Source organism: Aeromonas mytilicola subsp. aquatica, from assembly GCF_044336385.1.
Classification (GTDB): Bacteria; Pseudomonadota; Gammaproteobacteria; order Enterobacterales; family Aeromonadaceae; genus Aeromonas; species Aeromonas rivipollensis.
In genome coordinates, this window is sequence record NZ_CP172298.1 from 4,407,596 (window position 1) to 4,420,826 (window position 13,231).

The window sequence follows — 13,231 nt, forward strand, 5'->3', positions numbered from 1 at the left end:
CAGAGCGGCCCCGTTGTTTCCGGTTTCCGACCCACAGATCCCCAGTTATTTTTAAAAAGAGCCCCTGTTTCAGGGGCTTTTTTTTGTGCCAGAAAAACCTTCATTGATGTCAAAGGGAATGCAGACGATGACCAATCCACTCTATAACAAACACGTCATCTCCATCTCGGACCTGACCCGGTCCGACATGGAACTGGTGGTCGCCACCGCTCAGCGGTTGAAGGCCGAACCCGACACCCGCCTGCTGAAAGACAAGCTGGTCGCCAGCTGCTTCTTCGAGGCCTCCACCCGCACCCGTCTCTCCTTCGAGACCGCGGTACAGCGCCTCGGCGGCAACATCATCGGCTTCGCCGACGGCGGCAACACCAGCGCCAAGAAGGGCGAGACCCTGGCCGACTCCATCAAGATCATCGGCTCCTATGCCGATGCCGTGGTGATGCGCCACCCGAAAGAGGGCGCCGCCCGTCTGGCTTCAGAGTTCTCCCGGGTGCCTGTCATCAACGGCGGTGACGGCTCCAACCAGCATCCGACCCAGACCCTGCTCGACCTCTTCTCCATCCACGAGACCCAGGGCAAGCTGGACGGCCTCAACGTGGCCTTCGTCGGTGACCTCAAGTACGGCCGCACCGTCCACTCCCTGGCCCAGGCCTTGAGCCTGTTCAACTGCCGCTTCTTCTTCATCTCACCGGAAGCCCTGGCGATGCCGGACTACCTCTGCGAAGAGCTGGAGGAGAAGGGCATTCAGTTCAGCGTCCACGAGACCATGGAAGAGGTGATGCCGGAGCTCGACATCCTCTACATGACCCGGGTTCAGAAAGAGCGCTTCGACGAGACCGAGTACAGGCACATGGCCGCCAAGTTCGTGCTGGAGCTGGCGACTCTGGAAGGGGCCAAGCCCACCATGAAGATCCTGCATCCCCTGCCCCGGGTCGACGAGATCGAGGTCGCCGTCGACAAGACCCCCCACGCCTACTACTTCCAGCAGGCGGAAAACGGGGTCTATGCACGCCAGGCGCTGCTGGCACTGGTACTGAACGAAACCGTCTAAGGGAAAAGGGGAACATCATGTCCGAGAAGAACCAACTGCAAGTCGAAGCCATCCGTCACGGCTCCGTCATCGACCACGTCCCCGCCGGCCAGGGCATCAAGATCCTCAAGCTGTTCCAGCTGATCGAGACCCAGGAGCGGATCACTGTCGGCTTCAACCTCAAATCCGGCGCCCTGGGCAAGAAGGATCTCATCAAGATCGAGAACACCTGCCTGACCGAACAGCAGGCCAACCAGCTGGCGCTGTTTGCTCCGACCGCGACCGTCAACATCATCGAAGACTTCGCCGTGGTGAAGAAGCACCAGCTGAAGCTGCCGGAGTTCATCGCCGGGGTGTTCCACTGCCCCAACTCCAACTGCATCTCCCACAACGAGCCGGTGGACAGCTACTTCCGGGTGCGCGAAGTGAAGGGCGCTGTGCGCATGAAGTGCAAATACTGCGAGAAATCCTTCACCCAGGACATCGTCAGCGAGCGCTATTGATACTCTGTCGGGCCCTGCGGGGCCCATTTTTGACCCCTGTCACATCACTAATTCCCCCTTTGGTTATAATTTGCCATCTCGCAACGGCTAGACATCGCTCATCACCTACCGAAATGCTCGTCATCAGTGTTTTTCGCTATGAAAAACAGGCGTGACAGACTGAGCGCCATAGCCATCTGTCATCGTCAAAGGAAGTCGCCATGGTCAAGACCCTCAGTCGCCCCCCGGAACAGGAGTCCGACCTGGCCCAGCTCGATGCCTGCCGCCAGATCATCGGCCAGCACTGCTACAGCACCCAGGAAGAGATCCGCCGCGAGCTGGCGGAGCGCGGCTTCGCCGACATCAGCCAGTCCACCATCTCCCGTCTGCTGCGCCGCCTCGGCGTCGCCAAGGCCCAGAATGCCAATGGCAAGAAGGTCTACACGCTAGTGGACGATCAGCTGGAACCCGCCGGCAGCACTCGCTCCGTGCACGACATGGTGCGCGCAGTGGTGCACAACCAGCAGATGGTGCTGGTACACACCACCCCGGGGGCCGCGACCGTGGTGGCCCGCCTGCTGGATCGCCACGCCGATCCCGAGATCCTGGGGGCCGTCGCCGGCAACGATGTGGTGCTGATAGCCCCGCGCCACATCAGTCGCACCCGCCAGGCCCATGCCGCCGTGGTGCGTACCCTGGAGCAGGCGCGCTAAGCCAGCCCCGAATGCAGCAAGGCGACCCCTGGGTCGCCTTTTTGTTGCCTGCGATCTGCCCGTGCCATCATGCACAGCCATAAAAAAACGGGAGCCCGCAGGCTCCCGTTGTGTCTTGCTGGTCATCCCTTATGAGAGCAGGGCCCCCAGGCTCAGGCAGACCACGATCAGCACAGTCAGTATGCCAAGCAGCGGTGCCACCCACTTCAGCCAGCGCACATAAGGCACCTTGGCGATGGCCAGGCCACCCATGACCACGGCTGAGGTCGGGGTCACCAGGTTCACCAGACCGGAGGCGGATTGGTAAGCGGTCACCACCAGCTCGCGGCCCACGTTGGCGAAGTCGGCAAGGGGCGCCATGATCGGCATGGTCAGCACCGCCAGACCGGAGGAGGACGGCACCAGGAAGGAGAGCACCACTTCCAGCACGAACATCACGTTGATGAACACCACTGTGGAGAGGCCGGTCACTATGCCTTCCGCGCTGTTCAATATGGTGTGGGTGATCATGCCGTTGTCCATCACCACCACTATACCGCGGGCGATACCTATGATGAGGGCCACGCCGAGCAGGTCACGGGCACCGTCGATGAAGTTGGAGGTCAGCTCCTCCTCGCTCATGCGGGAGATAACGCCGACTATGATGGCGGCGGCCAGGAAGACACCGGAGATCTGCGCCATCCACCAGCCGAGCACGGCCACCCCGTAGATCATCACGGCGAAGGCGGCGACGAAGATACCCAGCACTATCTTGCGGGTCAGGGTGAACTCCAGCATCTGGTCGCTCTTGTTGCCGAGGAAGTGGGCACGGTTCTCATCCCACTTGTCGGCCACCAGGGACTTGCTGGGGTCGTTGCGCACCATCTTGGCGTAACGCATCACATAGGCCACGCACAGCAGCCAGCCGGCCACCAGCATGGCGACCCGCAGCCAGATGCCGTCGGTGAAGGAGATGCCGGCCGCGTTGGCGGCAATCACGGTGGCGAACGGGTTGATGGTGGAGCCCAGCGTCCCTATACCGGCGCCGAGCAACACTGTCGCGGCGGCGACCACGGGGTCGAAGCGGGCGGCCATCATCACGGGCACCAGCAGGGTGTAGAAGGGCAGCGACTCTTCCGCCATGCCGTAGATGGTGCCCCCTGCGGCGAACAGCGCCATCAGGATCGGGATCATCCACTCCTCGCGGCCACGCAGACGATCGGTGACGCGCTCGATACCGGCATCGATGGCGCCGGTCTTGGTCACAATGCCAAGGAAGCCGCCGATGATCAGGATGAAGAGGGAGACGTCGATGGCGCCTGCCTCATAGGTGTCGTGGTTGTAGAGACCGTCGATGGGTGCCAGCAGCACGTCGACGATGCCCTGGGGATTGGCCTCTACCAGCTTGTAGGTGCCAGCCACCGGCACTTCCTTGCCGAGGGCTTCATTCATTACCATGTCGTATTTGCCGGCCGGCACTATCCAGCTCAGGGCGGCCACCAGGGCGATCAGCACAAACAATATGGTGTAGGCTGACGGGAACTTGAATTTGGTCATGGTCCAGCTTCCTTCTGTGGTGCGGTATCCATGTATCTGCGGGTCGTAGGGTTAGAGGTGTTATGCCGCCGTCACATGGTCGAAAAGCCGGGGGTCACCCCCCGGCACCACTACTGCGACCTTAGTCGCCCAGCGTAGCCACCATCACTGCCTTGATGGTGTGCATCCGGTTTTCGGCCTCGTCGAAGACTATGCTGTGCTCGGATTCGAACACGTCCTCGGTCACTTCCAGACCCTTCATGCCATATTTGTCAGCCACTTCCTTGCCCATGGTGGTCTCATCGTTGTGGAACGCCGGCAGGCAGTGCATGAACTTCACATCCGGGTTCTTGGTGGCGTTGATGACGTCCATGTTGATCTGATAGGGGGTCATCAGTTTCACCCGTTGATCCCAGGCTTCCTTCGCTTCACCCATGGAAACCCAGACGTCGGTGTAGAGGAAGTCGGTACCCAGCACGCCCTCTTTCACGTCTTCGGTCAGGTGAATGCGCGCACCGGTTTCTTCGGCGATCTGGCGGCACTTGGCGACCAGCTCTTCTTCCGGCCAGAAGGCCTTGGGGGCAACCAGGCGGATGTCCATGCCCATCTTGGCGGCGCCGACCATCAGGGAGTTGCCCATGTTGTTGCGGGCATCACCCAGGTAGGCGAACTTGATCTGATCCAGACGCTTGCCCTTGCCGTGCTCCAGCATGGTCATGAAGTCCGCCAGGATCTGGGTCGGGTGGAATTCGTTGGTCAGACCGTTCCAGACCGGTACACCGGCATGGGCGCCCAGCTCTTCGACTATCTCCTGACCGAAGCCACGGTATTCGATGCCGTCATACATACGACCCAGTACACGGGCGGTGTCCTTCATGGACTCCTTGTGACCGATCTGGGAACCGCTTGGGCCGAGGTAGGAGACCTGGGCGCCCTGGTCGAAGGCCGCCACTTCAAAGGCACAGCGGGTACGGGTGGAAGTCTTCTCGAAAATCAGGGCGATGTTCTTGCCGGTCAGGTGTTTGCGCTCATAGCCACCGTATTTGGCTTTTTTCAGGTCGATGGCCAAGTCGATCATGTATTGGATTTCGCGTGGGGTGAAGTCCAACAGTTTCAGGAAGTTACGGTTACGCAGATTAAAAGCCATGATGAGTTCTCTCTATATTTGTGTCAGACCAATTCGGGCAGTGTTGTTAACTACGCAGTGATTCAACGACTCAAGCATTCACGGTATGGGTGGCGACTATATTGGTGCCAGCTTCCCCCTTGAGGATGGCGAGGCCATCTTCCAGGGAACCGATCCCGACCATGCCGCCGGTTGCCTTGACGAATTCGCAGGAGGCTTCGACCTTGGGCCCCATGGAGCCGGCATCGAACTTGACGCCAGCCAGCTCATCCGGGCTGGTGACCCGCAGCGGGTGCTGGGTCGGCTTGCCCCAATCCAGGTAGACGGCATCGGCATCGGTCAGGATCAGCAGGGCGTCGGCCTTGATCTGTCTGGCCAGGTAGGCGGCGGACATGTCTTTGTCGATCACCGCTTCGATGCCGGTCAGGCACTGGCCATCCCAGGTCACCGGAATGCCGCCACCACCGGTACAGATGATGAGGTGGCCCTGGGCGATCAGGGTTTCGATGGCGTCGCCTTCGACGATGCGCTGGGGCAGCGGGGACGGCACCACGCGGCGGAAGAACTTGCCGTCGGCCTTGACGCTCCACTGCTTCTCGGCCGCCAGGGCGCGGGCTTCGGCTTCCTCATAGACGGGGCCGATGAACTTGGTCGGATTGGCGAAGGCGGGATCCTCAGGATCGACCTGCACCTGGGTCAGCAGCGCGGTGACGTTGCGGCTCGGCATCAGGTTTTTCAGCTCCTGGATCAGCATGTAGCCGATCATGCCCTGAGACTCGGCGCCCAGCACATCCAGGGGATAGGGAGAGACCTTGGTATAGGCGCTGTTCTGCAGGGCCAGCAGGCCGACTTGCGGGCCGTTGCCGTGCACCAGCACCACGTTGTACTCCTCGGCGATCCGGGCGATGGTCTTGGCGGCGGTCGCTATGTTCTTGCGCTGGATGTCGGCTTCAAGGGGCTCGCCACGACGGAGCAGGGCATTGCCACCCAGGGCGACGACGACAGTTGGTTTTTTCATGAGTGTTACTCTCGAGTCTTGGTGTGTGTGGCGCCAGCCTCTGCCGGCGCCACGCCGTCTTGTCAGATGCCGTCACGTTCCATCGGGCAGCTCATGCAGCGGGCGCCGCCGCGACCACGTCCCAGCTCTTCACCCGGGATGGGCAGCACTGTGATGCCGGCCTTGTCGTACTTCTCGTTGGTGTAGGTGTTGCGCTCGTAACCCACCACCACGCCGGGACGCACTGTCAGCACGTTGTTGGCATCGTTCCACTGCTCGCGCTCGGCCTCGAAGCTGTCACCACCTGTGGTGATGAGCTTGAGCTGATCCACGCCCAGCGCCTTCTCGATGGCGGTGACGAAGTAACCCTCTTCCTTGATGTTCATGCCGGTGGCGCCGCCCGGAGTCAGGCTCCAGCAGTTCACATCCTTGCGGATGACTTCCGGATAGACGGAGAAGGTGTCTATGTCCATGTGGGTCATGACGGTGTCCAGGTGCATGCAGCTGCGGTGTTTCGGCAGTTGCATGGCGATGACCTGCTTGGCCTGACCGTGCTTGAACAGGCCGCGGGCCAGGTGTTCCACCCCTTGCGGCGTGGTGCGCTCGGACATGCCGATGAGCACGGCGCCACGGCCGATGACCAGGACGTCACCCCCTTCGATGGTGGAGTTGTCGTAGTCACGATCCTCGTCACCGAAATACTTGATGAAGTCCTGACCGGCGAACTGCGGGTGCCAGCGGTAGATGGCCTTCACATGGTTGGTCTCGCGGCGACGGGCGGCCTTGGCCATGGGGTTGATGGAGACGCCACCGTAAACCCAGCAGGAGGTGTCACGGGTGAAGAGGTGGTTGGGCAGCGGCTCTATGATGAAGTCGGTCGGAGCGTGCATGCCCACTACCATGTTGACGCCGCTGAAGGGCATCTCTGAGTAGGTCAGGCCACCGGAGAGGATGCGGGCCAGCTCGCGGTGCGGCATGTCAGCCAGGAAGCAGCGCACGTCATTGGCCAGTGCGGTGCCGAGGCGATAATCGGAGACCTGGTGTTGCAGCAGCCAGGCTTTGGCTTCCGGCACATCCAGGGTTTCGGCCAGCAGGTTGGTCAGCAGGAAGACTTCGACATTCTGATCGCGCAGTACCTGAGCGAATTTGTCGTGCTCCTGACCGGCACGTTCAACGGACAGGACGTCATCGAACAGCAGATCCTGGCAGTTGGAAGGGGTCAGGCGCTTCAGACTGAGGTTGGGGCGGTGCAGCATGACGCGGCGCAATTGGCCAACTTCAGAACCTACATAAAATTTGCTCATGATTATATTCCGTCTAGCAGTGGTCCCTGCGAGTGATTGAATAGATTCCTTCTATTCTGGCTCGTGGCTAAGGCGGGATATTCTTTATGTAGGGTACTCGGCTTGTGTTCTATCCTGCCCTTGCCTTTCGTGACAGAGGTTAGGACTAGCAATCACCACAAACTTAGACATTGATCACATTCACTCGAGACTGAATAAAATCAGGAGTTAATTTATGATGGAGTTTACATAAATGACATTTACTCATTAACGCCTGCCGCATAACGACGCAATAAGGGCAGGTTTTATTTCACCGGGATACCGTTTTCATTCATGACGGATATCTACAAATGGATATGATCAATTAAAAATAACCAATAAAATCATGAGCATGTCTGGTTTTTATTTTTTGTTTGAATTTTATACGTTCATCCATGCATTTATCCTCATAAATACGCCCGCCACTCACCACATAAATAGTCATCTTCATCCCTTCGCCTGAATAATCCATCTCTTGTCCCAGATCATGGCATCGGCGCCAACCCGCACGGGCAGCCCTCCGTATCAGGGTGCTCATCGCATCTCCTTTATATGGATATGCATTCTGGGCGCATCCTGGCGATGCTTTTCTCACCAGCGCCATTGCATCCCGGTTTTAAAGTTTTTTCATTAGTTGAATTTATTGCGCCACCTTGCGCCACTCCCGGGTTCGCCTTAACTCAGAAAGTGATCAGGATCACGCTATTTTCTATCACCAAGGAGATAACCATGAAGATCAAATCGCTGTTTCTGCTGGTCGCCCTGGTTCTGCCCATGACCCCGACCCTGGTTCAGGCCCAGGGTGCTCCCGCCATACCGCTGGTGGTGTGCCATGTTGACCAGGCCCCCCAGAAGCTGCTCCCCGCCTACCTGTGCCAACAGCATGGCGGCCAGCAGCACCATTGATACTGTCCCCAGGGGGAGGACGCCTCCTCCTGGGTTGTCAGTTCCCCACACCGGCATACCCCTCCCCCGATAAGCCCGCTCCTTTTAGCCGCTTCCGGCCAGCAACCCCATGCGACCCTCTGTGTTCCCCCTCAACCCGTCCTGGCACAGGTGCCTCTGACCCTGGATGCTGGCGGCCCCGGCTCGCCTATCTGCGATCGACTCTGACCCTGGTGACTTTTCTGAACCTCAGTTAAACGAGCTGTAAGATATTCGCCATAGCAGGCGTAAGCCAAGCGCCTCAAAAATTCTCGCCATAGTCGGAAGATTGGAGCAAAAAAGCGCACTTAAAAACAACAACGATATGATTTACAACGAAATAACATCATTATCATTTCTCGAGAAACGAGTTTCGAAAAAACGTTTTTCAACATGCCATTGTCGTCCCCCGGGAAATCCTTATAGTTACTCCTGCACGGACGCAATGAAGTCGGTCAGGAAGACTGGCTGCCAGGGTTGGGCAAATGGACTCACCACAGGATGTGGTAAAGGACACCTCCCAGGACGGAGAAAGTGCGACGGGAACGGATGACTCGTCAGGCCATGATGGCTAAAGGACACCCCAAAGGATTGGGAAGGGGAAACCTAAAGGAAGAGGTATAGTCAGGGATTGCAGGGAGCAACTTCGTTCAAGGATATGAGCGATAAGACTATCGGGGGCGACGCAAGTCGCCCCCATCTTTTTTTGGGAATTTTTCACGCTTTCCCTGTGAGCTGCCACCCTGGCGCCAGCGGCCAGGGTGCCCACGACCAGTCCAACCGACCTTACTCCAGCCGGAAGTGTCCCACTATCTCCCGCAGCCTGTCATAGGTGTGCTGCATTGAAGTCGAACTCTCAACCGTCCGCTCGCCATTGCCCTTTAGCTGGGTGATCACCTCGGCGATGGCGCTCATGTTGCGGTTGATCTCTTCGGCGACCGCACTCTGCTGCTCCGCCGCTGTGGCGATATGGCTGATGAGATCGTTGATCTCCACCACCTCCCCCGCCATCAGATCCAGCGACGCATTCACCTTGCTGGTGTTCTCTGCCGCATCCTGACAGCTCTGCCGGGTGTTGCCCATGGCGGCCACCACAGTCTGGGTCCCCCGCTGCAACCGGGTCAGCATGGTCTGGATCTCGGCCGTGCTCTGCTGGGTACGGCCCGCCAGGGAGCGCACCTCGTCGGCGACCACGGCAAAGCCGCGCCCCTGCTCACCGGCACGGGCAGCCTCGATGGCGGCGTTGAGGGCCAGCAGGTTGGTCTGCTCGGCGATGCTGCCGATGACCCCGAGGATGGAGCCAATCTGCTGCACATCCTGCTGCATGGCGGCGATGGAATGGGCCGTGGTTTCCACCTCCGTCACCAGGGCGGTGACGCTGGCCATGGCCTGATCCACCACCCGGCGCGACTGGCTCGCGAGCTGCTGGCTCTGGCCGGTCAGCTGGGCCGTGCTGGCGGCGCTTTCCGACACCGAGACGGCGGTGCGGCTCATCTCGTTGATGGCGGTGACCACCTGCTCCGTCTCCCGCACATGCTCGGCCAGCAGCCCCTGGGCCGAGCCAGTCTGCCTGGCCAGACCCGAGATCCCTTCGTTGAGCTGGCCGCTGGCTTCCCGTACCTCTCCCATCATCTCCTGCAGCCGCTCGATGAAGCGGTTGATGCCGGCCGAGATCTGGCCGAGATCATCCTTGCTGGTCACCGCGAGCCGACGAGTCAGATCGCCGCTGCCCCGAGACAACTCCTGCACCAGATCGCGCAGGGAGAGGATGGGGCGGTAGGCCAGATTGAGGGCCACCATGGAGACCACCAGCACCAGGGCCGCCACCCCGAGCAGGGCCAGGGTTATCTTGCCGTTGAGCGCCTGGGTCATGGACTGGATGTAGTCGAGATCGATATAGCCGGTAAGGGTCCACTGGCTGCCACGGATATCCAGCGGATTGGGGCGAGACTCGCTCTCCCCCTGTGGTTTGCTGCTGTAAAGCACCTGGCCCTGACTGTCCGCCAGGGAGAAATAGCGCCCCTCCCCGCTCACCTTTGCCAGCAACTCCTTGAACTCGCTCATGTCGAGGTAATAGAGGTAGGCGGAATCGGCACCCCGGGGCACCAGAATGGAGATGACCGGCTTGCCGTCCAGCTGCTCCAGCGAGCTGACGGTGATCTGGTTGTTGGCGGCGGGGATCAGCTGGCGCAGAGCCTCAACCCTGGCCTTGTCGTCGATGACCCCGTTCACGTCGAACGCCATGTCGCCGATCAGCTTGACGATGTTGTGAAAGCCGGTCTCCTGCAGCGCCTTCTTGACGCTGGTTACCCCCAGGTTGAGGTTCGCCGCCAGCAGCACCTTCTGGTTGATGTCACCGGCCAGCTTCTCCTTGACCAGGGTGATCTGCTCGTTGATGTTCTGGGTCGCCTGGGTGCGGATGTAGCCACTGATGAAGTGATTGACGCTGAACCAGGCGGTGCCGATGGTGACCAGGATGGCGAGCAGCAGCAGGACGTTAATCTTGACTTTGAATGGCATGGGGTGGGTCCCTCCAAATAGAAAGGGCCGGAACATGCCCGGCCCTTTCTGCCAATGCTTACTTCTTCTTGGCGTACTTCATGGAGTCCAGGGCCACGGCAAGAATGATGATGCCGCCCTTGATGATGAACTGCCAGTAAGGGCTGACCCCGATGTAGGTCAAGCCGTAGTTGATCAGGGTGAAGATGAGCACCCCGGTGATGACACCGGCGACAGTTCCCACACCACCGGCAAAGGAGACACCGCCCACCACGCAGGCCGCGATGGCATCGAGTTCATACATGAAGCCGAGGTTGTTGGTGGCGCTGCCGATCCGGCCCGCTTCCAGCATGCCGCCGAAGGCGTAGAAGACACCGGCCAGGGCATAGATCATCACCAGGTTGACGGCGACGTTGACGCCGGAGACCTTGGCGGCTTCCGGGTTGCCGCCGATGGCGAAGATGTTCTTGCCGAAGCGGGTCTTGTTCCACAGCACCCAGACGAAGACGCTGGCGATGGCCGCGTAGAAGGTGAGATACGAAAGCTTGAACCCCCCTATCCGGATAAAGCCCTGCGCGAAGCTGGAGAAGCGGGGGTCGAAGCCGGCCACCGGGGAGGCACCTACAGAGTCAAAGTAGAGGGAGTTGATGCCGTAGACGATGATCATGGTGCCCAGAGTGGTGATGAAGGGCGTCACGTTCAGGTAGGCAACGATCAGGCCGTTGACCAGACCGATCAGGGCTCCCACAGCGCACACCAGCAGGATCACCACGGGAATGGGCACTTCACCCAGGCTGGGGAACACCTTGTTGACGTTGGTCAGCGCCTGCAACATGGTGGCCGCGATCAGCGCCGCCAGACCGACCTGACGACCGGCCGAGAGATCCGTCCCCTGGGTGATGATGATGCCCGCCACCCCGAGGGCTATGATGACCCGCACCGAGGACTGGGTCAGGATGTTGCTGAGGTTGGTGAGGCTGAGGAAGGAGGGCTCCTGGATCACGATGACCATGAGCAACACCAGCAGCACCAAGTAGATGGCGTTCTCTTTGAGCGCCTGCATCAGATTGAAATTTTTAGCCGACTCCATAATGTCTTCCTGTCTTTATAGGTACAGAGATGCCAGGCGCAGGATCTCGCTCTGGTCAGTTTCTTTGGTGTTGACGATCCCCGCGACCCGGCCATTGCTCATGACCATGATGCGATCCGTGATCCCCAGCAGTTCCGGCATCTCGGACGAGATAATGATGATGCCCTTGTCCTTCTTCGCCAGCTCAAGAATGAGCTGATAGATCTCGAACTTGGCGCCCACGTCTATGCCGCGGGTCGGTTCATCCAGCATCAGGATCTCCGGCTGGGTCAGCAGCCAGCGGCCTATGATGACCTTCTGCTGGTTGCCACCGGAGAGGGAGCCAATCTGTGTCTGCTGGGTCGGTGTCTTGACCCGCATGGAGTCGATGACCCACTGGGTATCGCTCTTCATCTTGTTGTCGCTGAGCAGCCCCATGGATCCCTTGTAGCTGTCCATGTTGGCGATCAGGGAGTTGAAGGCGATATCGAGACGGGAGTAGATCCCGGTGGAGCGGCGCTCCTCCGTCACCAGGGCGAAGCCGTTCTGGATCGCCTCATGGGCGTTGCGATTGGCGACCTCCTTGCCGTGCAGCTTGATGACACCGTCGCTGTGATCGCGGATGCCGAACAGGGTCTCGACTATGTCGGTGCGCTTTGCCCCCACCAGACCGGCGATGCCGAGGATCTCCCCCTTGTGCAGGTTGAAGCTCACGTCCTTGATGGAAGGCTGGTTCTTGGCCGTCAGGTGCTCGACTTCGAGGATCACCTCTTTCGGCTGGTTGGTTTTCTCCGGGAAGCGCTGGGTCAACTCACGACCGACCATCATGCCGATGATCTGATCCATGGTCATGCCCTCGAGCGGCTGGGTCGCCACCCACTGGCCATCCCGCAATATGGTGATCTCGTCACAGAGCTGGAAGATCTCTTCCATCTTGTGGGAGATGTAGACGATGCCGCACCCCTTGTCCTTCAACTTGTTGATGATCTTGAAGAGGTGGTTGACCTCTTTCTCGGTCAGGGAGGAGGTGGGTTCGTCCATGATGACGATCTTGGCGTCATAGGAGAATGCCTTGGCAATCTCGATCATCTGCATCTGGGAGACGGAGAGGGTGCCGACCTTGACCCGGGGGTCTATGTCGATGTCCAGCTCGTCGAAGATGCGCTTGGTGTCGTCATACATCTTGCCGTGGTCGATGAACCAGCCCTTGGTGGGATAGCGACCTAGCCACATGTTGTCCATCACGGTGCGTTGCAATACCAGGTTCAGCTCCTGGTGCACCATGGATACGCCATTTTCCAGCGCCTCTTTGGAAGAGGTGAAGTTGACCTCCTCGCCCTTGAAGAAGATCTTGCCCTGATCCTTCTCGTAGATGCCGAACAGGCACTTGAGCAGCGTGGACTTTCCTGCGCCATTCTCGCCCATCAACGCATGCACAGAATGAGGACGGACCCGTAAATTGACATTATCGAGTGCCTTGACGCCAGGAAAGCTCTTACTGACGTCAATCATCTCCAACAGCCATTCTGATTGTTGCCGTGTTGTCATATCAGCCAT

General features: G+C 59.4%; 12 protein-coding genes. 4 read left to right on the top strand and 8 right to left on the bottom strand.

What is annotated here, in order from left to right:
* Positions 1 to 127: 127 nt before the first annotated feature.
* From pyrB to ACFWHB_RS20240, 3 genes are all read left to right on the top strand, one after another.
* Positions 128 to 1,048, top strand: a complete 921-nt coding sequence (pyrB, locus tag ACFWHB_RS20230) for an aspartate carbamoyltransferase (protein WP_395949131.1) — start codon at positions 128 to 130, stop codon at positions 1,046 to 1,048.
* Positions 1,049 to 1,065: 17 nt separating this feature from the next.
* On the top strand, positions 1,066 to 1,530 hold the full coding sequence (pyrI, locus tag ACFWHB_RS20235) for an aspartate carbamoyltransferase regulatory subunit (RefSeq protein WP_395949132.1): 465 nt from the start codon (positions 1,066 to 1,068) through the stop codon (positions 1,528 to 1,530).
* A gap of 200 nt (positions 1,531 to 1,730) precedes the next feature.
* Complete coding sequence (locus ACFWHB_RS20240; protein ID WP_005324454.1) at positions 1,731 to 2,222, top strand: arginine repressor; 492 nt, start codon at positions 1,731 to 1,733, stop codon at positions 2,220 to 2,222.
* Between the two features lie 129 nt (positions 2,223 to 2,351).
* On the opposite strand, the gene ACFWHB_RS20245 is transcribed toward ACFWHB_RS20240, so the two are convergent.
* From ACFWHB_RS20245 to ACFWHB_RS20265, 5 genes are all read right to left on the bottom strand, one after another.
* The gene (locus tag ACFWHB_RS20245) at positions 2,352 to 3,758 is read right to left on the bottom strand and encodes a YfcC family protein (RefSeq protein ID WP_395949133.1); all 1,407 of its coding nucleotides are present in this window, start codon (positions 3,756 to 3,758) and stop codon (positions 2,352 to 2,354) included.
* Positions 3,759 to 3,879: 121 nt separating this feature from the next.
* Complete coding sequence (argF, locus tag ACFWHB_RS20250) at positions 3,880 to 4,884, bottom strand: ornithine carbamoyltransferase (protein WP_042650576.1); 1,005 nt, start codon at positions 4,882 to 4,884, stop codon at positions 3,880 to 3,882.
* A 70-nt stretch (positions 4,885 to 4,954) separates the two neighbouring features.
* Positions 4,955 to 5,881 (bottom strand): carbamate kinase, encoded by a 927-nt coding sequence (arcC, locus tag ACFWHB_RS20255; protein WP_168236010.1) that lies wholly within the window; start codon positions 5,879 to 5,881, stop codon positions 4,955 to 4,957.
* Positions 5,882 to 5,943: 62 nt separating this feature from the next.
* Positions 5,944 to 7,164 (bottom strand): arginine deiminase, encoded by a 1,221-nt coding sequence (gene arcA, locus ACFWHB_RS20260; RefSeq protein ID WP_106885524.1) that lies wholly within the window; start codon positions 7,162 to 7,164, stop codon positions 5,944 to 5,946.
* A 343-nt stretch (positions 7,165 to 7,507) separates the two neighbouring features.
* A complete protein-coding gene (locus tag ACFWHB_RS20265; RefSeq protein WP_395949134.1) occupies positions 7,508 to 7,720 on the bottom strand; it encodes a hypothetical protein in 213 nt (70 codons plus the stop codon).
* 191 nt (positions 7,721 to 7,911) lie between these two features.
* On the opposite strand from ACFWHB_RS20265, the gene ACFWHB_RS20270 reads away from it, so the two are divergent.
* The gene (locus tag ACFWHB_RS20270; RefSeq protein ID WP_234676364.1) at positions 7,912 to 8,088 is read left to right on the top strand and encodes a hypothetical protein; all 177 of its coding nucleotides are present in this window, start codon (positions 7,912 to 7,914) and stop codon (positions 8,086 to 8,088) included.
* An 804-nt stretch (positions 8,089 to 8,892) separates the two neighbouring features.
* On the opposite strand, the gene ACFWHB_RS20275 is transcribed toward ACFWHB_RS20270, so the two are convergent.
* The 3 genes from ACFWHB_RS20275 to mglA are packed head-to-tail and all read right to left on the bottom strand — an operon-like array spanning position 8,893 to position 13,231.
* The gene (locus ACFWHB_RS20275) at positions 8,893 to 10,626 is read right to left on the bottom strand and encodes a methyl-accepting chemotaxis protein (RefSeq protein ID WP_395949135.1); all 1,734 of its coding nucleotides are present in this window, start codon (positions 10,624 to 10,626) and stop codon (positions 8,893 to 8,895) included.
* Positions 10,627 to 10,684: 58 nt separating this feature from the next.
* Positions 10,685 to 11,695, bottom strand: a complete 1,011-nt coding sequence (gene mglC / locus ACFWHB_RS20280) for a galactose/methyl galactoside ABC transporter permease MglC (protein WP_395949136.1) — start codon at positions 11,693 to 11,695, stop codon at positions 10,685 to 10,687.
* A 15-nt stretch (positions 11,696 to 11,710) separates the two neighbouring features.
* Positions 11,711 to 13,231 carry a galactose/methyl galactoside ABC transporter ATP-binding protein MglA gene (mglA, locus tag ACFWHB_RS20285; RefSeq protein ID WP_041206573.1) on the bottom strand — a complete coding sequence of 507 codons (1,521 nt, stop codon included), beginning with the start codon at positions 13,229 to 13,231 and terminating at the stop codon, positions 11,711 to 11,713.